The organism is Paenibacillus sp. J22R232 (genome assembly GCF_056269165.1).
The window spans coordinates 33,433-56,090 of record NZ_JBWDNK010000020.1; the positions used below are offsets into that span (position 1 = coordinate 33,433).

The window sequence follows — 22,658 nt, forward strand, 5'->3', positions numbered from 1 at the left end:
GATGACTAAGGACAATAGACCATACACAATCAATAGGAGAAGTGGGGGACGAATTAACACCCCGCTTCTTTTATTTTGATGAAGATAGACGTAATAAACCGAACAAAGGGAGCTCATAATGGCTACAATTACCGCAAAACCGTTCGATTCAGACATGCAGGCGCTGCTTGGCGAGATTGTGACGGCCTATCATGCGCCTGAGCTTAGCAAACGCGACGGCTCGGCATTACCGGATCAAATCTATGTCATTGAAGCAGAAGATGAGATGGTGGGCTACGGCGTCGTATGGGAATACGAAAACGGGAAACAACTGATTAAGAAGGCGGAAGCCGATTATTTCAGCGATGACGAGAAATATTTGGAGAAGGACTTCTATATTGATATTAAGAACAAGAAGAACTTCGTCTTTATAGAGGCGCTTGATGTGCTGAAGGAATTCGAAAGCAAGGGCTATGCCGCGGCATTCATCGACTGGCTCAAAGCGAAATACCCGAACAAAAGAATGTACGTTTATTCACTCGAGAAATCCAGAAACTTCTGGTTTAAGCAAGGCTTTGAGGTTTTGGGCGGCACCGTGTGGATGACTTATAATTAACCGTATAAATAAGCAGCGTGATTCATCATTATTGCTTTTTAAACATGAAGGAGACAAAATGACTTTTAACGATCTATTGCTTTCCCCCGCGCTTCTTAAAGCGCTAGCCAAAGAGAACTACACCGAGCCTACGCCGATTCAGGAGCAGGCGATTCCCGTCGTGCTGGCAGGCAGGGACTTATTCGGCTGCGCGCAGACGGGTACAGGAAAGACGGCCGCATTCGCGTTGCCGATTGTCCAGCTTCTAAGCAGCCAGCCCAGCAAAGGGGGAAGAGGACGCCGTACGCGTTCGCTCATTCTAACTCCAACCAGAGAGCTGGCTTTGCAGATAGATGATAACATCAAGGCGTATGCCCAGTTTACCGATATTCGGTGCATGGCTATCGTAGGCGGCGTTTCACAGAAAGCGCAGGAGCGCTCGCTTGAGCAAGGCGCGGATATTATCATTGCGACGCCAGGCAGGCTCATCGATTTGATTAACCAGAGACTCGTCGATCTAAGCGCCGTGCAAATTCTAGTGCTGGATGAAGCAGACCGCATGCTGGATATGGGCTTTATTAATGACGTGAAGAAAATCATCGCCAAGATGCCTAGCAAGAAGCAAACGTTATTCTTCTCCGCGACCATGCCTCCCGAAATATCGAAGCTTGTCAAAGCGCTGCTGGTTAATCCGGCCAAGGTGGAAATTACGCCAGCGTCTTCGACGGTGGACCGTATCGAGCAATCCGTATATTTTATTGAAAAATCCAGCAAGCAGGGCTTATTAAATGAGCTTCTAAAGGACAAAACAATTATATCGGCGCTTGTGTTCACACGCACGAAGCATGGCGCTGACCGCGTCGTGCGCGGACTGAACAAGGTAAACGTTACGGCACAGGCCATTCATGGCAATAAGTCGCAGAATGCGCGCCAGAATGCGCTTGCCAGCTTCAGAAGCGGCGCTACGAGAGTGCTTGTCGCAACGGACATCGCAGCGCGCGGAATCGACATCGATGAGCTGTCGCATGTGATTAACTTCAATCTGCCAAACATACCGGAAACGTACGTGCACCGGATCGGGCGTACCGGAAGAGCGGGATTAAGCGGTATCGCGATCTCCTTCTGCGAGACCGAAGAGCTGCCGTATTTGAAGGACATAGAGAAAAAAATCAAGAAAACGATTCCCGTAGCAACCGTACCAACCAATCAGGTGCTGACCGTATAGGGGAACGGCAATAGGCAGTCTGGAATACACTAATGAGAATGAGGAGTTGATCATTTGAGAAAGCAAAAACCAATGTCATTTGAGGATCTACTGAAGGAACTGCAAGGCCAGAAAGACATACAAGAGGATCCGAGCCACGTTTCACTGGAAGCTTTGTTTCATGATTCGTTCATGAGCAAGCATACCCGCTCGAATAGCTTCGCGGAGTTTTTGGAGAAAGGCAATTTCAAAGTCCAGACGCGCGAGGATATTCTAGACATCCCGGATGAGTTTTTTGACCGTCACGTAGCCAGAGATACGGATTTCGCAAACTGGCAGAAGATGCTGGATACAGCGACTGCGGAGTACGGCGCTAAGTAATTAGAATATGGAAATCGGTTGGTCGGCTTAGCTTCGTCGAATCGTTTCATCAGGTCAGAGCAGCCTTGGCAAAAGGCGGCTTTGGCCTTTTTGCTGTTTCGGTGGCCGCTCCGCGTGTGTAAGGTATAAGACTACTTGCGTCTAGATCGCTAGGCGACACACATAGGGGGCTATCATGATGAGTACACGGGACAAAGCTTATGTATGGAGAAGAATCGGCATCGTACTCGTGCTGCTAGGCTGCGCGACGCTGATCGTATCCGCATCCAATCCCAACACGCCGGAAGGCTTTCTGATAATTGCGCATCGCGGCGCATCCGGGCATGAGCCGGAAAATACGATGGCCGCCTTCGAGGAGGCCGAGCGTCTTGGCTCTGATTTCATCGAGTTCGACGTGCAGCTGAGCAAGGATAAGGAGCTTGTCGTTATTCACGACGACACGGTGGATCGGACGACCGATCATCAAGGGGCGGTGGATGAGTATACGCTGGACGAGCTGGAGAATATGGATGCTCCTGCGGGGAAAGGCTCGCGCCAAGCGGAGAAGGAGAGGACGGGAACGGATAAGGAAGAGAACGTAACTGGGAATGATAAGGAAACAGAGAAAGTAAAGAATAAGGAAAAGGAGAAAGACAAGGAACAAGAGAAAGAGAAAATTGTGTCCTTGGAGGAGGTCCTGGACCGTTTTGCAGGAAAAATGGCGATGCTGATCGAGATTAAGGATTCCAAGCTGTATCCAGGCATCGAGGAGCAAGTCGCTGAGGTAATACGCAGCTATGAGAAGCGTTTAGCCGCTGCCGGCTTGGGCGGGCATAAGTCCATCGTGGATCTTGCGGAGAGGAAGAACAGTATGGGCATTGTGATTCAATCGTATGATTTTGAATCGACACGACTTATGCATAACCTGCTGCCGAACGTTCCCATCGCGGCGCTTGTACATGAGGACAAGCATCCGCTCTCGGACGCGACGCTCGATGCGCTCACTTCTTTCTCCGCTTATATCCATTATCCGAAGGAGCTGCTCGACAAGCAGACCGTAGAACGAATTCATGATCGAGGTCGCAAAGTGATCGCTTGGACCATTCAGAATGATGAGGACATGGTGAAGATGAAGAAGCTTGGGGTAGATGGCGTGATTACGGATTATCCGGGGTAAGGGGATGAGTTGAGGAGCATGAACGAGCTGACGTCGTTTGCAGCTTCGGGAACGTTTGGACTTCCGGCCGCTGTTGTCTCCAGATTTCTTCGATTGTACCGCTGCCTATGGTTGAAATCCGGAGACAAAGGCGAACGCTGACGCTCCTCCAGTTCCAAACCTTCCCTCGTGCTTACTCCGCGCTTCTTTCATTCTTCAACTCTTTTATTTAGTGCGTTTGAAAAATGTGATACGATGATGTGAAAGTCGTATGGCGAGGTGCTCGTTTATGGTGAATATATATATCGTCCGTCATTGCAAGGCAACAGGGCAAGAGGCGTCGGCTCCGTTAACCGAAGGCGGCGCTCGGGAGGCTGAGCAGCTGGCTGCATTTTTCTCGACAAGAGACATTGATCATGTGATATCAAGCCCATACGAGAGAGCATGCCGATCTATAAAGCCGTTAGCTGACCGCTTAGGGATGGAGATCGTGCTGGATGACCGATTAACCGAGCGTGTCCTATCTTCCGAGAATAGCTTGGATTGGCTGGAGAAGCTAAGCAACAGCTATGATGATTTGGAATTGCGCTGTGAAGGCGGCGAAACGAGTAACGAAGCAATGCGGCGTGCCGTTCCGGTCGTATTGGAAGCAAGCGGAGGCGGGAAGAGCAATGTGGTGATCGTGTCGCACGGCAATCTGATTTCGCTAATTCTGAAGCATTTTGATAGCCGAATCGGATTTAAAGAATGGCAGTCGCTGAGCAATCCGGATGTGTTTCAGCTTTCATTCGCGGGTGATGAGGTTAAGCTGGAGCCAATTTGGGCGGAGTAAGGTTCTAGCGTTTAAAGACGTGCCCCATATCGTAGATGAGCCAATCATATGGTTCTTGGGCTGCATCAGGCTTCCCAGGCGTCCAACCTAGCGCCCGGACTTGTTCCATGCGCGGAAACGAGCGGGGGCGATCCCGTTCCATACGCGAAACATTTTGCCAAAATGAAACTCATCCGCAAATCCGCACGCATCCGCAATGGCCTTCATCGGTTCATCCGTAAGCAATAGCAGCGTCTTCGCTTGCTCATTCCGAACTTGATTTAAATAAGCCTTGGGCGAAATGCCAGTATGCTTCATGAACATTTTGCGCAATTGCGATACGGAAATACCAAGGTCTTGCGCAAGCTCCTCCAGCCGGATGGGCTGATGATAGCTTGTTTCCATCCACAGCTTCGCCTGCTGGAAGGCTTTCATAGAGGGACTCTGCGACGTATCGTTGTCTTTCATGAATGAAATCAAGCGAGTCAGCACATATTGGAACTCCGCTTGCCGCTCATGCGAATCGGTTCCTTGGATAGACCACATGCGTGCAAACTGCGATTCGACCCAGTCTGCTTGCTCTGGCGAGTAAGTTTTATAAAAAGGCACGTCCAGAGATTCGAGCGGAACAGGCTTCAGCCATTGATCCTGTTCATAAGGTATATCGAGCACATCGAACAGCAGCATCCGAATACATAATGGCTTGTCCATAGAGGATGACATGGAGAGCGTAAACCCACGCTTCAGATACAATAAATCCCCAGCCTGCACAGGCAGAGACACTTCCTCCGCCCCATAAAAAAATTCGCCTTCGCCGCTCTGGACCCAGTAGAGAGAATGAACGTCCGTCGTATTCCGTATATCCTTCCAGCCTGGAACAGGCAGCTTCTCATAGGAAAGCCGATGATGGTAAATTCGGTCGTTAGACAAGGGAATTGATCACCAGCCTTGTAGCGATTTTGACAAAGAGAGATGAGGTTTAGCCATGTTATGCGGCTCTTCTTTTATGATACGCTTTACGAAGCGAATAGGAAAGGGGCTCGTTAAACGTGATACGGACATTTCAGCAGCATACGCTGCGGCCTACAAGGCTATTGGATGGATTGTGGGATTTCATAACGGATGCAGGCGATATCGGCAAAAATGAAGGATGGGCGTCCCGGTTTCCTACGGGTTCCCGCAAGCTTGTTGTACCCTCATGCTGGAACAATGAATTAGGTACTTACGATTATATCGGTGCGGCTTGGTACCGTACTTATTTTGACAATGTGAAGGCATCCCATATTCGGTTGGTCTTTGAAGGCATTCTGCACCATGCGGATGTTTATGTGGACGGCCAGCATGCGGGGGATCATTTTGGCGGCTTTACGCCATTCTCCGTTATCCTCCCTAAGCTCGCTCAAGGCAAGCATGAGCTCGTTATTCGCGTGGATAATACGGTGGATTGGCAAACGCTGCCGACGGACATTGCGGATTGGCATTCCTACGGGGGAATTATGCGATCGGTCGAGCTGCAGGAGCTGCCTGATGTGTACATCGAATTGATGAAAATCGACTACCAGTTGAAGGGTGATGCCGCCGATATTCAGCTGCACGTTGATCTAAAGTCGCTTAGCAAGGAAGACAGCCAAGTAGAAGTGAGTGCCGTTACGGAGGGGCATTCGCTCTCTGCCTCCTCTGTGCAAGTCGCTGCCGGTCAAGCTGTGAGCTTGACGCTTCGGGGCAGCCTTGCGCAGATCCGTAGATGGGACATTGGAGAACCGGCGCTGTATACGTTCACGGTTCAAGCGGGGGAAGATGATCTCATTGACCGGACTGGATTCCGCAGCGTGGAAGTGCAGGGCAGCGACATTCTGCTGAATGGCCGAAAGCTGTATCTCCAAGGCGTGAATCGGCATGAGGAGCATCCGGAATGGGGCTTTGCTTTCCCGCCTAAGCTGATGCTGAAGGATCTTGATATTTTGACCGATATGGGCTGCAATATCGTACGCGGATCTCATTACCCGCAGAGCCAGTTCTGGATCGACTTGCTCGATGAGCACGGCATGCTGCTGTGGAGCGAAATCCCGATGTGGGGATGCTTTATGAGCGTAGAGACGCTGGCTAGCCCGATCTTTAGGGAACGTGGCGTCAATATGCTGGACGAAATGATTACACGCGATTATCACCATCCGTCTATCATTTTCTGGGGGGCGCATAACGAGATTGATACGCGGACGGAGGAAGCGCTCGAGCTGACCAAAGCTTTTGTGGGCAAAATCCGCAGCATGGACAGCAGCAGGCTCGTAACCTACGCAACCATGCATCCGGAGGAGGATATTGTATTATCCCATTTCGACGTCATCGGCATTAACAAATATTACGGCTGGTATGAGGGCAGCGTCGATGGATTCAGGAGCATGCTGAAGAACTACTACAGCAATGCCGAGAAGCAGGGCGCGGGCGGCAAGCCTGTCATCATGAGCGAGTTCGGCGCAGCAGGGATATTCGGAGATGCGGGCTGGGAGCCGCGCTTGTTCAGCGAAGACTACCAGGCCGATACCGTGAAGCGTGCGCTCAACATATTCCGTGACGACCCTCGCATTGCGGGCACGCTTATCTGGCATTTCGCCGATATTCGCGTTGATGTGCGGAGCGATAGACCTTACTTCCGCGATCGCGCGCGAAGCTTCAATAACAAGGGGTTGCTGAACGAGTATCGCAAGCCGAAGCTGGCATACCGGTTGGTGAAGGAGATTTATCGTTCGGAGCGGTAAGAGAGTGGGACTGTAGAGCTGTGCAGCAGCTCAGCAAATGCGAATGGCTTTGGTACTTATCCTTGTAGCAACTCAGCAAAAGCGAACGGCGTTGGTACTCATCCTTGTAGCAGCCCAGCAAAAGCGTATGGCGTTAGGACTCATCCTAGTAGGATGGGTCCCTTTTTGCGTTTCACCACATATCACTCCGCCTTTTGCTTGGCACCATGCGAGCCGATCACGCATCTGATATATAGAAGTTTAATAGAATCGAGGTGATCGGTATGGGTGGACTAAAAGCTGTTCGTCAGCCTGACTTGGTGTTGATCAGTTGGACAAGGAATCCGCTTGTTCCCGGCTCTGCACGCCGAATCGTTTCTGTACGCGTCATTGGCAGCGCTGAGCCTTGCAAAGCTACTTTGGTAACGAACGGACTGCTTATTACGGCTTTGAACTGCTTGCTGGACGATTTCAAAATCGTGTACCAGAAAAAAACGTCAAATGTGAGCGGCAATTTGCTGCTGCAGCGTTTTCGGAATGTGTAAGCTGGGGAGGAGGAGCGGCGGGAGCTGCTCCTTTTTTTATGGCGAGTTGTAATACGATGTACGGCAAATAGTAAACGAAACGATTAACGTCGGCGAGCACAATTCAGGTATCTACCCTGATTTTTGCTCGTATTTGAGCTGGATTTTAGGGGGGATTCTTGAAAATGTGTGTTCTATTGAAAGTGTTTAGTTCGCGTTTTCCTTGTTTGGTTTAGTTCCGCCTTTTTTGTATCTTGTCTGGGAATTCCAAAACCTTGATGATGAATAAGAATTCGAATGCAATGTCGGACGGAGGAGGTACAATGAATTGAAAACAGGCTATGCTAGCAACCGGGAGGCGAAATATGAGAACGAGCGCAAGTAGACGGTTCAAACAAAATGTGCCGCTCTTATGGATGTTTATTCCGGGAGCACTCTTTTATCTTCTTTTCAAATACACGCCAATGGCGGGGCTCGTAATCGCATTCAAAGATTACAACCTTCATGACGGAATCGTGCGCAGTCCCTGGGTCGGGCTTGATAATTTCCGCTTGATCTTCAGCAACGCTCTCACAACGGATATCATTATTAACACGTTATGGCTAAGTTTGCTTCGGCTCGTTGTTGGCTTCCCGTTTCCGATTCTTCTGGCTTTGCTGCTCAATGAAGTGCGTAAAACGTGGTTTAAACGTTCGATTCAGACGATGGTGTTTTTGCCTCATTTTTTCTCGTGGGTTATTGTAGGGGGCATCGTGCTGACGTTATTCTCGCAAGAAGGGGGGAGCTTGAACCTGTTGCTGGAACGGTGGTTCGGCTACAACCATGCATTTATGTACGAGGTGACGTCATGGGTTACGATCTATCTCGGATCGGGGGTTTGGAAGGAAGCGGGCTTTAGCGCCATTATTTATTTGGCCGCCCTGGCCGCGATTGATCCGGTCTTGTACGAAGCCGCAGCGATCGACGGAGCAAGCAAATGGCGGCAAATCTGGCATATTACGTTGCCCGGAGTCAGCACGGTCGTGGTGATGATGCTGATTCTATCCATGGGAAGTATTATGGAGGTATCATTTGATCAAATCTATATTTTGGGCAATCCCGTCGTGGCCAGCGTCTCGGAAGTCATCAGCACCTGGGTGTATCAGCTTGGGCTGCAGGGGGCGCAATTCAGCCTTACGACTGCCATGGGATTGTTCGAATCGCTGGTAGGGTTGCTATTGATCCTAACGGCGAACCAAATCGCCCGCCGAATGGGAAAAGAACTGTGGTAAAGGAGGGATGGATCGATGCGCGCATCCTCTGGCGAAAAAGTGTTTTATGCAGTTAATTACTTCGTATTGTTGATGGCGGGACTGCTTTGTTTCTTGCCTTTAGTTCATCTTTTTGCAACCTCGTTCAGCGACCCGGGCATGATTATGGGGGGACGGGTCTCGCTATGGCCGGTACAATGGAATTGGGATTCGTATAAAGCTCTATTTCTCGGGACACGGATCGTGGATGCATTCGGGAACAGCTTCGTCATCACGATTGTCGGCGTGTTATGCAGCATGACAGCTTCCATCGCCGTCGCATACCCCTTGTCTCGAGAATATTTTTATGGCCGCCGATTTTTATCGATGGCTATCATTTTTACGATGATTTTTAGCGGCGGACTAATTCCTAACTATTTGCTGGTCAAATCGCTTGGTTTGGTCAATTCCTATTGGGCCCTGTGGCTGCCGGGACTGATAAGCACGTATAACATGTGGGTCGTAAAAACATTTTTCCAAAACATCCCGCGAGAGCTGGAGGATGCGGCCCGCATCGATGGCTGCGGCGAGCTCCGATTGATTATGAGAATCGTGCTTCCGGTGTCGCTGCCCATGCTTGTGGCGATCTCCTTGTTTTATGGCGTCGCGTATTGGAACAATTTCTTCAACGTACTGATCTACGTCAATGATACGAGCAAATACAATTTGGCCGTATTGGTGCAGCAAATGATATTTTCTGCCTCGAACCCGCAGCTCGCCATCGATTCGGATTTGCAGCAAGCGATTACACCGGAGGGCGTGAAGGCTGCAGGCGTACTCGTTATGGTCTTTCCAGTACTGATCGTCTATCCTTTCGTCCAGAAGCATTTCGTGAAAGGGGTGATGATCGGGTCATTGAAAGGTTAGCTGCGGCTATGAGCGGCAGAAGCATCTTACATTTGGAACATGGTGAAATGAAAGGGGAGGCTCATACATGATCAATCGGAAACTTCGGCGAGGTTCAATGATGGCGTTCGTTTACATTATATTGTGCAGCGTAACGGTATTAGGATGCTCTACAACTCCATCCAAGGAGCCCGATCCGGGCACGGACGGAAATAATACCGCGGCAAAGGGCAGGTTGACTGCAGCCGTATACGATCGAGGCAATGTCCCGGCCGATCAGGGCACCATTGCGGATAATTGGGCGACAAAGTGGATCAACGAAGAGGGACCGGCAGAGGTGAAGTTCGTGCCGATACCGCGCTTTTCGGATACGGAAAAGTATAATACCTTATTCGCGGCAGGAAGCGCCCCGGACATCGTATGGTCTTATAGCAGCGATTTCAAAGGCCAACTGATCAACCAGCGCCAAGCTATGCCGCTCGAGGAGCTTATCAACGAGACGAGTACCACTTATAAGAAGCTGCTGGAGGACTACCCGGGGCTGAAAAAGCTTACGACTAATCCGGACGGGCATATTTATCAAATCGGCCGTATGAACGGATTGCAGCCGAATGATTCTTTGTTTATTCGGGCGGACTGGTTGAAAGCGCTGAATCTGTCCGTTCCCCAAACGACGGAGGAGCTCTTTGAAGTGGCCAAGGCGTTTGCAACCCAGGACCCGGACGGCAACGGGAAGCACGATACGCGCGGCATCGCGATGAGTTTTATTACAGGTGCCTTGATTGACGCTATGTTCGGGAACATCACCCCTGTGGTGGAAAATGACGAACTAGTAAACGGCTGGGATCGGAAAAAGGATGCGCTGGCTTTCAAAAAGCAGCTATTTGATTCGGACATTGTAAATAAAGACTTCCTGAACGATAAGGATGGGGCGAAAGCGAAGGAAGAATGGGTAACAGGCAAGCTGGGCATTTACGGGGGCTCCATCGACGGAATCGACGAAATGCAGGTCCTTGCTACATTAATGAACAATAACCCGAACGCAGAAGTGCTTTGCATTGCGCTGCCTGCGAGTGCATACGGCCAGTTCAGCGGCGGCTTGATCCCGCCGATCCAAGTGGTCGGTCTCGTCAATGCCGATGCCAAAGATCCGGCAGCCGTTATGAAGTATATCGATTTCCTTTCGGATAAAGCGAGCATGACCAAATTGGCTTACGGAGACGAGGGAACCGATCATACGCTGACCGAAGCGGGTTTTCCCGCGCTTAAACAGCTGGATAATCCGAAATTCTCCTGGACAAACGACGTTAATTTATTATATTCGCCGGCCTTCTTCGGGAGCGTGCCTGCTTATATCAATTCTCTGAGCCTTGACAATCCGATAGAAAAGAAATGGTTGGAGCTATACGGACAAGCAACGGAAAATTATTTGAGTCCGGACCGTCCTTACCCGGGATTCACTTTCATGGAGTTTAGGCCAGTGCTGCCCAAAGAGCTGCAGACCATCTCCTCTACCGTGAACGGGCAGATCGATAATATTTTGAAGAAAGCGATCGTCAGCGGGGATGCGTACACCGCGGATCAAGCGATCGCCGATGCGCAAAAGGCATGGAAACAAGTAGGAGGCGAACAAATCGACGATTGGTGGAGGGATTGGTATAATGCAAATAAAGACACGGCCTATTTAACCAAAGATTTATATACGAAGTAAGATTACGCAACATCCAAACGATGGGCAGGGGGATAAAGAATGAAGCGCAATAAGTGGTTTTATCGGTTGTTGTTCTCTTATCTCCCGATCGTGCTCTTTGTTGTTTCGGGTTTGATTATCTCTTGCTTCCTATTCATAGTAAAGCTGTCGCAGGAAGAGACGGGACGCGCCAACACGATGTTCGCGCAGACCGTGATGCAATCCGTGGACCAGTCGCTGCAGACGATTGACAGCGTTATCATGCAAGGGATTCAGACGGATGAGGTGTTATCCGCCTTCTTTAACGAGAAGGGGACGACGAATACGTATTTCCAGAATTACGAAACGGGCGAGAAGCTGAGGGGATGGATGGATTCCAATCCATGGATTTCGTCCATCTATGTCGTTCGATGGTCCGATCGCCTGCTGCTAGCGCAAGGCGGCTTGGCGAGTTTGGATGAATTTACGGACGAGGCGTTCATTAAAGAAGCTCAGAACGCCAGGAACCTTCTCAATTGGACTGGCAGACAGGATCCGTTCGTGCCGCATGATCCGTCGCAAAAGGTGGTTACCCTTGTACGCAAGGCTCCGCTGGAGCACGGCAGCCAGGGGCTGGTCATCGTCAATATCCGGACCCAGGCCATTGCCAGGTCGATTGAAGAAAAGACGGCCTTGAAGTTAGGTTTTATCGCGATCCATAGGCAAGGGGACATGCTGCTCGATACGAGCGAAAGGTCTAAGGAGCAGGGGAAGAACAATCATGTGCAGCTGGCAAGCGTCACATCGCCTTATACGGGATGGACATTTGAAAGCGGTATCAAGCAAGGGGGCATAATCAGCTACGCTTCTGCCTTTTCATACTTATGGATCATTCTCGGATCATTGGTCACCGTAGTTGGCGTAATTTGGGTGGTATATGCGACGCGCAGAAATTACAAACCGATTGAATCGATTATCACTCGAATTCGAATGAATGCTCCTAGCAAAAAAGACGAATTTGCCGATGTTCGGCATATGGATGAATTCGGGTTTATCGAATCCACGTTCGGAAATATGGCGGAGGAGCTAGGCAAGTTCCGGGAGCAGTCGGTAAAGGATGATGTCATCAAGCGCAAGCATGTATTTCAAAAAATTATGAGCGAGGACGTCACAGGTGAGGTTGAACAATTACTTTCGGAATTGAAGGACGGACACTTATTGATCCAGTCCAAGCAGTTTCAATTCTCGATCGCCGAGATCGACCGTTTCCACCAGTTCGACAGTCGATACTCGGAATCGGATCAGTATTTGCTAAGATACGCCGTGACCAAAGTGATTCAGGAGATCGCAGAGTATTATCCATTCGGCATCTATTGCGAATGGATGTCGCAAACAAGGCTGATCCTCCTATTTAGCCTCGGCGAATCTGATTCGTGCAATATGTCCGAGACCGCGAACGGATTTTGGCGGGAAATGCTCGATTGGATGGAACGGTTTATGACGTTCAGCATTACCGTCGGCATCGGCCGCGAAGTGTTCTATATTCGCGATTTGAAAAGATCTTACCGGGATGCCGAGGAGATTTTGCGTTATAAGTGGCTGCTTGAAGACCGCAAAATCATTTCGCGCGAAGATGTCGAGGGGAAATCAGGGAAGGTTTATTACGAATACCAGCATCTTGTCCATGCTCTCGCCGACTCGTTCAGAGTAGGCGACGCGAAATGGGAGAGCACCTTCGAGCGGCTGTTCAGCGAAGTGAAGGGGGCTATACTAACCGCGGAGGATATGGTGAATTTACTGAATTACCTGCTCTTCGAGCTGGATAGAGAACTATCCTACTTAGATATGGAGTCCATCGAATCTTTGAAGGAAAACAGCTTGTCCCATATACGCGAAGAGATGTACATCATTGAGTCTGTCACGGATACCCAGGAAAATTTAAAAAACATACTCATGACCTTATTTAATGATATACAAGGCATGCGGGAAAATCATAGCAACCATGAAACGGTTCGTGACATTAGAAGTTATATCGAAATGAATTATCATGATTCGAACCTATCTTTGACCTCGATTAGCGATAAATTCGGCATGAGCGGAAATTATTTAAGCCGTCTCTTCAAGGAAGAATTCGGGGAGAGCTTCGTCAGTTATTTAATTTATTTCCGCATGGAGAAAGCCAAACAATATTTGAAGGCAACCGCGGAACCCATACAACATATTGCCAACCTGGTCGGATACACCCATTCGGTTTCCTTTAACCGCGTATTTAAGAAGCTGGTAGGCAAAACGCCGGGGGAATACCGGAGCATGAACGTGAAATAACGATAACAGTAAAGTCTAATCATGAGGGAGCGGGATAGGAATGAATCTTGCAGCAATCAATAAAAATTGGGTAATTGAGAAGATCGAATTCGCTAAGCTTCACGGGCAGCGGGCGCGAAGTGCCGGGGCAAATGCCAGACTAGGCATTCATGGCACCGCTTGCGAAGTTAGCCTTGTCCGAATCACCATTGACGGCCAAACGGCATACGGCGCCTCGCGCATCACGACGGAGCAGGCGAGAACGCTTGTCGGGAAGCCTATTCGCGACTTATTCGACGATATGGGGAAAATTCGTGAGCCTTATCGCATCTGTCTCGAATTTCCGTTACTGGATTGGTTGGGGCGTAGATGGAACCAGCCGGTGTATGAAATATATAATGGGGCCAGCAGTCAAACGCAAAGCGGGCTGGCCGTTCCATGCTATGATACTTCTCTATATTTTGACGATTTGCATCTGACCAATGACAAGGATGCGGTCGCGCTCATTCAGGAAGAAGCCAAACAAGGCTACGCGAAGGGACATCGTCATTTTAAAATAAAAGTAGGACGCGGCGGGATGCATATGCCGCTGATGGAAGGGACTAGACGGGACATCGCGATCGTGGAGGGCGTAAGGGAAGTGGCCGGCCCGGCAGGAAAGCTAATGATCGATGCCAACAATGCTTACAATCTCAACCTGACAAAAGAAGTTTTGACCGCTTTATCGGATGTTGATCTGTATTGGATCGAAGAAGCTTTCCACGAGGACGAAGAATTGTACAAAGATTTGAAGTCGTGGCTGAAGGATCGTAATCAGAGCGTGTTGATCGCGGACGGAGAAGGGTATGCCTCCCCCCGATTGGTTGACTGGGCTATACAGGGAAGAGTCGACGTGTTGCAATACGATATTATACATCCCGGCTTTACCCACTGGCTGGAGCTTGGCGCAAAGCTGGATGAGCATGCTTTGTTGACTGCGCCGCACTGTTATGGCAATGCTTATGGCATATACGCAACGGGACATTTATCTGCCAGCATCAAAGGTTTTCAGTTCGTGGAATGGGATGACATCACGATCGAAGGGATGGACGCCAGCGCTTATTCCGTGCAAGACGGAATGTTCTATGTTCCGCCTAAAGCAGGGTTTGGACTGGAGTTTGACGATGATCGGTTTACCTTTCAGGTTTCTCAAGGTGGATGGGTGATCGATTAGTTGTGCAGGATTGAATTGCTGCGGGGTAGTGTTTTTTAATAAATCTTACGCTTGGGAGAAGTATTTGGTCATCGACCAAATACTTCTATTTATTTTATGGGAGACGACTGATTTACATTCGCCAGCGTAGTTCAGCGCACGACTAAACGTCAGGTTGCGATCAACAACCTTTTTATGCCTAATTCTCCCAAGTGTTGCTTGGTTTCTGGTAGTTAGAGAGGGGGAAAATCGCTCTCCTAACAAAAAAACAAGACTTAACAAATACTATTCAGGATATATATTTAAAAACATGTTTAATAATGCCCTGTCAATCAATTAAGACTTCCAATGGATGATGCCAAGACTTCTTACTGTGGCGCAAATACAAATAAGCTTGATAATAAACTAATATTAAAATCATGGTATGATTAAAGTAACATAACACTACATCCTACTACAAACAATTTATTAACTATAGGGATGTATATATATGACAATTATTGGTGTGATCATTGAAATATAGGTTTGTAACAAGAAGATGAAGCTGTCTAATTCCATGGCTCTAACTGTTCCGTTGATAGAAGCGGAGCGTGTGAAAATAGACGTATAGCCGGGGAATGCGTACTCTGAATATAAAAATCAGATTTACTTACAAGCATCTGAATTAAACTGTTAACATCGAAGCGGTTAGTGTTTCTCGGTGGCCTAGTCAAACAGGAGAATGAATAATAAGTCCTCTTCAAGTCTAAATGCCTAAAATTAATGTTGAAGTAAAATATATTTATAAAAATAGTACATTTTGATCTTGTATAATAAAGGATAATGATGAATGTTGAGGAATTCTATTATTATTGATTGACAGAACAAAAAAATCAGTCATAGGGGAAATTAGGTTGGAAGAGAAGTACTCAATGAGCGTAGGCAGTTTGTTTGCAGGTATTGGCGGTTTTTGTACTGCATTTAAAAGGGAAGGCTTTCAAATTGCATGGGCTAATGAATTTGATAAGTCCGCGTGTGAGACATATAGATACAATAATCCTGAAGTTGACTTACATGAAAAATCGATAGAAGAACTTTCGGTGAATATGGATAAATTGAATCCGGTTGATGTTTTGACTGCCGGATTTCCGTGTCAGTCTTTTTCAGTTGCTGGAAACCAACTGGGTTTCGAGGATCCACGTGGTTCATTATTTTTTCAAATTATTAGGCTAATAAAAGAATTTGGAAATGAGAAACCAAAAATTATCGTATTAGAAAATGTTAAGAATCTTATATACCATGATTCCGGTAGATCAATTCGTCGATTAGAAGAAGAGCTAAGGAATGCAGGGTATTGGTTTCGAGTGAATAAAGACATGAATGGTCATTTGTTAAACTCTACTCCCAATGCCAAGGTGCTGAATACGAAAGATCATACTACTATTCCTCAAAATCGCGAACGGCTATACATGGTTGCGTTAAACAGCGATTATTTCAAAAAAAACATGTTTAAATTCCCAGATGAGAGAACCTTACCGCTCACGGATATTCAATCCTTTTTTGATAAGTTACAAAAAGGCGAATCTGAACTGTATTTTGAGCCTGGAAGTAAATATGAAACTTTGTTTGCAGATGCAATTAAAGAGGCTAAAAAAGAAGGACGTCATGACTCTGTCTATTTATTAAGGCGTATTTATGTAAGGGAGAATAAAAATAACTGTGCCTTTACTCTCACAGCAAATATGGGGAGCGGTGGCCATAATGTACCGGTTATTGAAGATGACTGGGGAATAAGAAAGCTTACTCCGCGTGAATGTCTTAGATTACAGGGGTTTAAGGATCATGAGTTTTCATTCCCAATTCAAATGGCAAAAACAAAACAATACAAGCAAATAGGCAATGCTGTAACGGTTGATCTTGTTCAACTATTGGCAGCTCAATGTAAAAATCAATTAATAGCCGAAGAGAGGACTAAAGGATATGATAGGTTGGAGTTTTCCATCTAATAATTACGGTCAAACGACCGGTTTAAACGATGCTGGAATTGAGACATTCAAAGGGAATCCTTGGGATTCACTTGCTCGCGAGATAAATCAAAATTCATGCGATGCGAAAGGTGATGACAGTACTCGTCCCGTAGAAGTAGAATTCAAATTAGAACTTATTAAAAGGACTGATATTCCGGGTCATGAACAATTTGTTCAAATTTTAGAATCTTGCTTTGATTTTTGGAAGGGAAACGCGAAAACTGAAAGCTTTTTTTCAAACGCATTAAAGATAATGAGCGAAGATCAGATTCCTTTTTTAAAAATCAGCGATTTTAATACGACTGGATTAACGGGCTCATCTGAACTGGATCGAGGAGGTTGGCATAACCTGATTAAATCGGTTGGTTCTTCAGATAAAGGGTCAAAATCTGGTGGCTCCTTCGGCATCGGTAAACATGCACCCTTTGCTTGCTCACAATTGAGAACTGTCTATTATGGAACGCTAGATAAAAATGGTAATCGAGCATTCCAAGGAGTTTCAAAACTAGTGACTCATATTGGAAGCAACGGAGAGCCAACGCAGGGAACCGGTTATTTTGGTATTAAGGATCGAAACAGCCCTATTCATGAACTTGAGGGGTTGCATACATTTTTTAAACGTGAAGAGATGGGAACAGATATATTTGTAGCGGGCTTCATGGTAGAAGAGGATTGGGAGATAAAGGTTATTAAGTCTGTATTGGAAAACTTTTTTGTTTCAATTCTTGAGCAAAAACTAGTAGTAAAAGTAGGAGACACACTAATTAATTCAGCTACGATGGCAGAGTTAATTAATCGATACACTCGACAAGATTCCGATTGTCTGTCGGCAGCATATTTTGATTCATACACCTTATCTAATCGTCATTATTTCTACGAAGAAAATTTTTTAGGACTTGGACGTATTGAGTTATTCGTATTGCCAGGTAAAGACCTTCCTAAACGTGTTGCTATGGTAAGGCAAACAGGGATGAAAATCTATGATAAAGGTAATTTTAGAACTCCTTTTAAGTTTGCGGGTGTCATGATTGCGAAGGGTGATGAAATGAACTCTTTCTTAAGACAATTAGAACCTCCAACGCATATTGCTTGGGAAGCAGAACGTCATGATGATCCTGAGCTCGCTAAAAGTAGAATTCGTTCTCTATACGCTTGGATAAACGATAAAGTAAAGTCTATAGCTATCCCAGATAATGTAGAGGAGCTTGATGTTGAGGGATTAGGTGATCATTTACCGGATTATGTAGGTGATAATCAGCCTGTAAGTATGTTTAATTTACCTAATAAACAACCGTTGGTGTCAAAGGAAATTGAATTGGATATTGTAAGGCGGCCAATGGCGGCTACTGTACTTGTAAATAATGAAGAAGTAGCAGCTACAAGCGATCAGTCGGAGCTTGACTCTGAACATGAAGAAACGAATTCCGAGAGTGGAGATGAAAACTCCGATAAAGATTCTAATAACGAAGAGAATGAAGACGATGTTACAGACGATAATGTCGCTGAAAAACCTGAACAAAAGAATGACGAGAGAAAAAACGATGCTCCTAAGAAATCGTTGAAACTCAAACATTTGCGTGTATTTTGTACGGATGCATTAAATGGAGAGTACAAGATTAGCGTGCAGTCAGACGATAATGGATTAGGCTATCTCAGTGTTAAAATCGCAGGTGAAGTTGGTGGCGAGCTTGCAAATATCAAGTCTGCGGTACTGGAAGGTATGCAGGAGCCGCTTCACGTCGGCGATGGCAGAGTAGGTCCCATTAGTTTTCTAAGGGACAAGAAATGCAATGTTATTATTAAGCTTCAAAGATCTAAACGTTGTGCATTGGAGGTGTCCATCCATGCAAATTAATTTCAGACAGTATCCTCATCCTGTGCTCTCTTATTTTTCAGATGATGTTCCTGATGTCGATTTTCAAACAGCTCTGAAACCGACTAAGACTCATAATACTTATATGTTCGACGCATCCGCGATTACAAGTTGCGACGGGTTGAGAGAATATATGGCTGACAGGAAAGCAAAATATGCTTTCCATATTGAATGCCAGAGCACTCGATACAGAAGGATGTTCACTTCGTTTGAGGATAAGTTTTCTTTCGAGATAAAAGCAGACGAGCTTAATGGAAAAGTGGAAATATGTTCGTTTATTATTTCCACAGCTGATAACGATAAGTATAGATTAGAAGAGTTCCATACTGATTACGAAGGCCATTACTTTTCGATAAAAAAGGGCGACATATTGGCCATCGATAATGAACGGGTTTTTTATGCAGATAATGATACAGATCCACTTCAAAAAATCCCATCAATATTCTCAGTCGTGCCAAACTATAATGATGATGCTTTACCGATGGATTTTGATGCTTCAGGTAACAAAATTGTCGTCTCCTTGTCTCCTGGAAATTTTGAGCGCTATAAATATTTATCTGTGGATCAAAATTTGCAACCATTGCTGTCAGCATTAATAATTGTTCCGTCTCTTGTATCAATAATTGAATCTATTAAGGGACTAGAGGATGCGCTTGAATATGAAGATTGCCGCTGGTATCAAGTGATTAAACAAAAACTGAGAAGTCTCAATATTAATCTTGCTATTACTACAGACTCGACCGTAGTTATTGCTCAGAAGCTAATTGGTGACCCGTTAACGCAGTCACTAGCTGCCATTGAAAACTTGGAAGCGGAGGACTAAGGTAAATGAACCTGGAATATATAGAATCAAATTATTTAGATCAACTGAAATTAAACGTTAGGACTAATATCCAACATTATTTAGAAGAGGAATCTTGGGTGAGTTCTTACTTTGAAGGGCAAGAATGGTCGCGACCAACGAAATTTAGATTTCATGAGATTGATCTGCTCTTGCCTCAGAGTGTCACGCAGCATTATGATCTGGAAAATACGAAACGATTATATACTGCTTTCAAGGAATTAACCATTTCTCAAGCAATAGATGAACGGTTATGGGCATATCTTACCCATAAAGTATTTTGGAACTATATGAGTAAACGGTGGTCGGTTGATACATATTTGGAAAAAGAAGATCCTTCATCTGTTATAAGAGAAAGGTATTTTTTTATGGCAAATAAGGATAGAGCTCTGACTCGGAACGGTATATCTCGTTTATGGTGGTACGGATACATTTCCTATGACGAGACGAGAGATGATCCATTCGAACTGACCAAAATGCTGCTTTCAAAGCTGGATATAACACAAAACGTCATAGAGCGCAGCTTCTCTAGAAATACAATCATAACTAAGTCGATTCTAAGTTTTCTAGTAAAAATCGAAAAATCTGATATTCAAGAACCCACGCGAAACGAATTTAGGGAATTAATGAAATATTTAAATCAACTTGGGGGAGTAACCGTATTGGATTCTTACTCCCAAGAGGAACTTGAACAATTGCTTGAAGAGGAGTTAAATAACCTACGAGTCCTGTAGAGGAAACCGTGCAGAAATGCACGGTTTTTGTCATTATTTCTCGTAGCAGGAATATGCCAAACTGCTATAATAGTAGGATGAATAGCAATGAGAGTTGGTGTAAGATGCAAAAGGACAAATTGAATGTAGTTGATTTGTTCGCTGGGGCGGGCGGACTGAGCGCCGGGTTTAGACAAACAAATAAAATGAATGTGATAGCTGCGTTTGAGAATAATAAATGGGCGCAACAAACTTACCTGAAAAATCATAAAAATGTGAAAATGTTCGGAGATGTAACTAAAGAACTAGATGACTTGAAGAGATACTTAGATGCTCATGATTTAAAGGCTAATATCGTTTGTGGTGGTCCTCCTTGCCAAGGTTTCTCAAATGCTAATAGGCAGAAGGTGAGTTTCTTGTCTACCAATAATGAATTAGTTAAAGCCTACGTTAAAGCAATTGAACTGATGGATCCCCAGGCATTCGTTATGGAGAACGTCAAAATGCTGCAGTCGTCAACTCATAAATTCTTCTTAGCCAAAGGAGAAGAAGAAACAATTTCGAAGTTAGGAATTAAGTTGAAGAGCGAAAATGTTATTCTTTCCAAAAGGTCGGAATTGGTCGATTCATTAATGAAGTTCTTGAAAAATTATAATCAAATAAACACTGATTTGTTAGAGAAATATAAAATCACAGATGATAAATTATTTTCGAAAATATCTCATCTAGTTAGAAAAGAAAAACAATTCAAGGAATACGCACATAGAGGGAAGGCATTTCTATTTAGTCAGCTAAACAAATGGGATAGTTTTCATCAAACAGATTGGAACGACAATTACACGGAGTTATGGTTGAATTTGAAAGAAAACTTTCAAGATTATTTCAACGGTAACTTTTCACTTGAAACTCAGATAATAGAGTCACTGAAGGAAATAATTGAAGTCCAAAAACTAATCAACAAAATGTGCGAAATAGTGCAAAAACAAATTGATTTTGAGTACTGCGAACCAAGTTTAATGGAAGTATTTATTAAGGTGAAGACATACGGTGTATTAGATTATTTGAAAGAAAGTTTTACTCAATTGGGGTATATCTTCAATAATGAACGTGAAGAACTTATTCTGAATGCAGCAGATTTTGGAGCTCCACAGGTCAGAGAGAGATTGTTTATAATAGGAGTTAAAAAAGAAAAATTGAATGAAAATAGAATGAATACTGTGACACTCCCTAAGGCTATAATAACAAAAGATAATCGTTATACAGTGAAAAATGCTATTGAGGATTTGAGGCATATAGAGCCGGAAACGATAATGAATAGTGACCTGAAAATAAAACCTGAACGAAAACCAACCAACCTATTGTCAAGATATCTGAATGCTAATACTAACGAATTACACAATCACATATGTACAGAAACCACAGTAATAGCGTTAGAAAGATTTAAGAAAATAGATGAAGGAAAGAATTTTCACCATCTTGCGGAAAAAATGAAAACAACCTATTCAAATCCAAATCGAACCCAGAATACGGTCTACCTGCGTTTAAAATATAATGAGCCGTCTGGAACAGTTGTAAATGTAAGAAAATCAATGTGGATTCATCCTAGAGAGGATAGGGCAATCAGCATTAGGGAAGCTGCTCGGCTACAAACATTCCAAGATAATTTTGTATTTGTAGGTCCAAAGGATGCCCAATATCAACAAGTTGGGAATGCGGTTCCACCATTGCTAGGAAGAGCAGTCGCTGAGCATGTGCTTCATCTGCTTGGTATGGAACCTGAGGAGGAACTAGAGCATATAATTGTTCCTAAAACAGCTAATTTTGTATGAAAAACCATCTCTACCTATGCAAGTAAGATCTAGCATAAGGTGGAGATGGTTTTTTTATTATACAAGCAATTTGCAGCCATAGGACAGACATTACATTGTGGGTTATTTGCCACACATACTAACCCTGCAAAATCTAATATCGCAAGATTATAGTTCTTATAGTTTGCATACCTCGGAAATTTATCTCTAATGTTAGCTGCCAATCTTTTATCAGTTCTCGGTCTAGAACAATTAGATGATAAGTTGAAGTATCTGGTGAACAATCGAATAACGTTTGTATCAATAGGTATAGTATTTTGGCCGAATCCGTAACAAAGAACTGCATTTGCGATATAATCTCCGATACCTCTTATGCTGATTAATTCATTATATTCAGATGGTACAATGCCGTTAAAGTTTTCATAAATATGATTTCCTGCAGCATGCAACCTATCAGCACGGTAGCTTAGACCAAGTGGTGCGATAATTTTCTTGATGTCCTCACTTACAGCTGCAGAAAGATTCTCTGGTGTTGGATACTGTTCTATGAGTCTCCAATAAACAGATTCTACTTTTCTGACGTGAGTTTGCTGTAATAAAAATTCTGCAATTAATACATGAAATGGATTTTTTGAGATACGCCATGGGAACTCGCGGCAATTATAGTTAAACCAACGCAATAAAGTTGACCAAAAGAAATAGTTAGAATTCATATTCATCACCCTATTTCTACTATAGTGCATAAAATCAATC

General features: G+C 45.1%; 19 protein-coding genes and 1 pseudogene. 18 read left to right on the forward strand and 2 right to left on the reverse strand.

What is annotated here, in order from left to right:
• Positions 1-118: 118 nt before the first annotated feature.
• From AC0YN3_RS29905 to AC0YN3_RS29930, 6 genes and pseudogenes are all read left to right on the forward strand, one after another.
• Positions 119-595 carry a GNAT family N-acetyltransferase gene (locus tag AC0YN3_RS29905; protein ID WP_475778561.1) on the forward strand — a complete coding sequence of 159 codons (477 nt, stop codon included), beginning with the start codon at positions 119-121 and terminating at the stop codon, positions 593-595.
• A gap of 58 nt (positions 596-653) precedes the next feature.
• Positions 654-1,760 (forward strand): annotated as a pseudogene (locus tag AC0YN3_RS29910) (DEAD/DEAH box helicase); the annotation flags it as partial.
• A 111-nt stretch (positions 1,761-1,871) separates the two neighbouring features.
• Positions 1,872-2,159, forward strand: a complete 288-nt coding sequence (locus AC0YN3_RS29915) for a hypothetical protein (RefSeq protein ID WP_475778597.1) — start codon at positions 1,872-1,874, stop codon at positions 2,157-2,159.
• A 175-nt stretch (positions 2,160-2,334) separates the two neighbouring features.
• Positions 2,335-3,315, forward strand: coding sequence for a glycerophosphodiester phosphodiesterase (locus AC0YN3_RS29920; RefSeq protein ID WP_475778562.1), 981 nt, complete (start codon positions 2,335-2,337; stop codon positions 3,313-3,315).
• A gap of 18 nt (positions 3,316-3,333) precedes the next feature.
• Positions 3,334-3,456: a hypothetical protein gene (locus AC0YN3_RS29925; protein WP_475778563.1), complete on the forward strand. Its 123-nt coding sequence runs from the start codon at positions 3,334-3,336 to the stop codon at positions 3,454-3,456.
• Between the two features lie 127 nt (positions 3,457-3,583).
• The gene (locus AC0YN3_RS29930) at positions 3,584-4,126 is read left to right on the forward strand and encodes a histidine phosphatase family protein (RefSeq protein WP_475778564.1); all 543 of its coding nucleotides are present in this window, start codon (positions 3,584-3,586) and stop codon (positions 4,124-4,126) included.
• A gap of 87 nt (positions 4,127-4,213) precedes the next feature.
• Here the strand turns inward: AC0YN3_RS29930 and AC0YN3_RS29935 are convergent, their stop codons facing one another.
• Positions 4,214-5,035: a helix-turn-helix transcriptional regulator gene (locus AC0YN3_RS29935; RefSeq protein WP_475778565.1), complete on the reverse strand. Its 822-nt coding sequence runs from the start codon at positions 5,033-5,035 to the stop codon at positions 4,214-4,216.
• A gap of 119 nt (positions 5,036-5,154) precedes the next feature.
• On the opposite strand from AC0YN3_RS29935, the gene AC0YN3_RS29940 reads away from it, so the two are divergent.
• The 12 genes from AC0YN3_RS29940 (at position 5,155) to AC0YN3_RS29995 (ending at position 21,926) form a co-directional block, all read left to right on the forward strand.
• Positions 5,155-6,861, forward strand: coding sequence for a glycoside hydrolase family 2 protein (locus tag AC0YN3_RS29940; RefSeq protein WP_475778566.1), 1,707 nt, complete (start codon positions 5,155-5,157; stop codon positions 6,859-6,861).
• Between the two features lie 263 nt (positions 6,862-7,124).
• Positions 7,125-7,385, forward strand: coding sequence for a hypothetical protein (locus tag AC0YN3_RS29945; protein WP_475778567.1), 261 nt, complete (start codon positions 7,125-7,127; stop codon positions 7,383-7,385).
• Between the two features lie 344 nt (positions 7,386-7,729).
• The gene (locus tag AC0YN3_RS29950; protein WP_475778568.1) at positions 7,730-8,635 is read left to right on the forward strand and encodes an ABC transporter permease; all 906 of its coding nucleotides are present in this window, start codon (positions 7,730-7,732) and stop codon (positions 8,633-8,635) included.
• 15 nt (positions 8,636-8,650) lie between these two features.
• Positions 8,651-9,520, forward strand: a complete 870-nt coding sequence (locus AC0YN3_RS29955) for a carbohydrate ABC transporter permease (protein WP_475778569.1) — start codon at positions 8,651-8,653, stop codon at positions 9,518-9,520.
• 67 nt (positions 9,521-9,587) lie between these two features.
• Positions 9,588-11,210, forward strand: a complete 1,623-nt coding sequence (locus AC0YN3_RS29960; RefSeq protein WP_475778570.1) for a type 2 periplasmic-binding domain-containing protein — start codon at positions 9,588-9,590, stop codon at positions 11,208-11,210.
• A gap of 39 nt (positions 11,211-11,249) precedes the next feature.
• Positions 11,250-13,493: a helix-turn-helix domain-containing protein gene (locus tag AC0YN3_RS29965; protein ID WP_475778571.1), complete on the forward strand. Its 2,244-nt coding sequence runs from the start codon at positions 11,250-11,252 to the stop codon at positions 13,491-13,493.
• A 40-nt stretch (positions 13,494-13,533) separates the two neighbouring features.
• Positions 13,534-14,685, forward strand: a complete 1,152-nt coding sequence (locus AC0YN3_RS29970; protein ID WP_475778572.1) for an enolase C-terminal domain-like protein — start codon at positions 13,534-13,536, stop codon at positions 14,683-14,685.
• A gap of 872 nt (positions 14,686-15,557) precedes the next feature.
• The gene (locus AC0YN3_RS29975) at positions 15,558-16,649 is read left to right on the forward strand and encodes a DNA cytosine methyltransferase (protein ID WP_475778573.1); all 1,092 of its coding nucleotides are present in this window, start codon (positions 15,558-15,560) and stop codon (positions 16,647-16,649) included.
• Entirely contained in the window at positions 16,624-18,525 is a 1,902-nt protein-coding gene (locus AC0YN3_RS29980) for a hypothetical protein (protein ID WP_475778574.1), read from the forward strand. Before AC0YN3_RS29975 ends, AC0YN3_RS29980 begins: the two co-directional genes overlap by 26 nt.
• Positions 18,515-19,366 (forward strand): hypothetical protein, encoded by an 852-nt coding sequence (locus AC0YN3_RS29985; RefSeq protein WP_475778575.1) that lies wholly within the window; start codon positions 18,515-18,517, stop codon positions 19,364-19,366. The genes AC0YN3_RS29980 and AC0YN3_RS29985 overlap by 11 nt, the downstream gene beginning before the upstream one ends.
• A gap of 5 nt (positions 19,367-19,371) precedes the next feature.
• Positions 19,372-20,118: a choline/carnitine O-acyltransferase gene (locus AC0YN3_RS29990; protein ID WP_475778576.1), complete on the forward strand. Its 747-nt coding sequence runs from the start codon at positions 19,372-19,374 to the stop codon at positions 20,116-20,118.
• A 104-nt stretch (positions 20,119-20,222) separates the two neighbouring features.
• A complete protein-coding gene (locus tag AC0YN3_RS29995) occupies positions 20,223-21,926 on the forward strand; it encodes a DNA cytosine methyltransferase (RefSeq protein ID WP_475778577.1) in 1,704 nt (567 codons plus the stop codon).
• 29 nt (positions 21,927-21,955) lie between these two features.
• On the opposite strand, the gene AC0YN3_RS30000 is transcribed toward AC0YN3_RS29995, so the two are convergent.
• Positions 21,956-22,618: a hypothetical protein gene (locus tag AC0YN3_RS30000; protein WP_475778578.1), complete on the reverse strand. Its 663-nt coding sequence runs from the start codon at positions 22,616-22,618 to the stop codon at positions 21,956-21,958.
• Positions 22,619-22,658 lie beyond the last annotated feature (40 nt).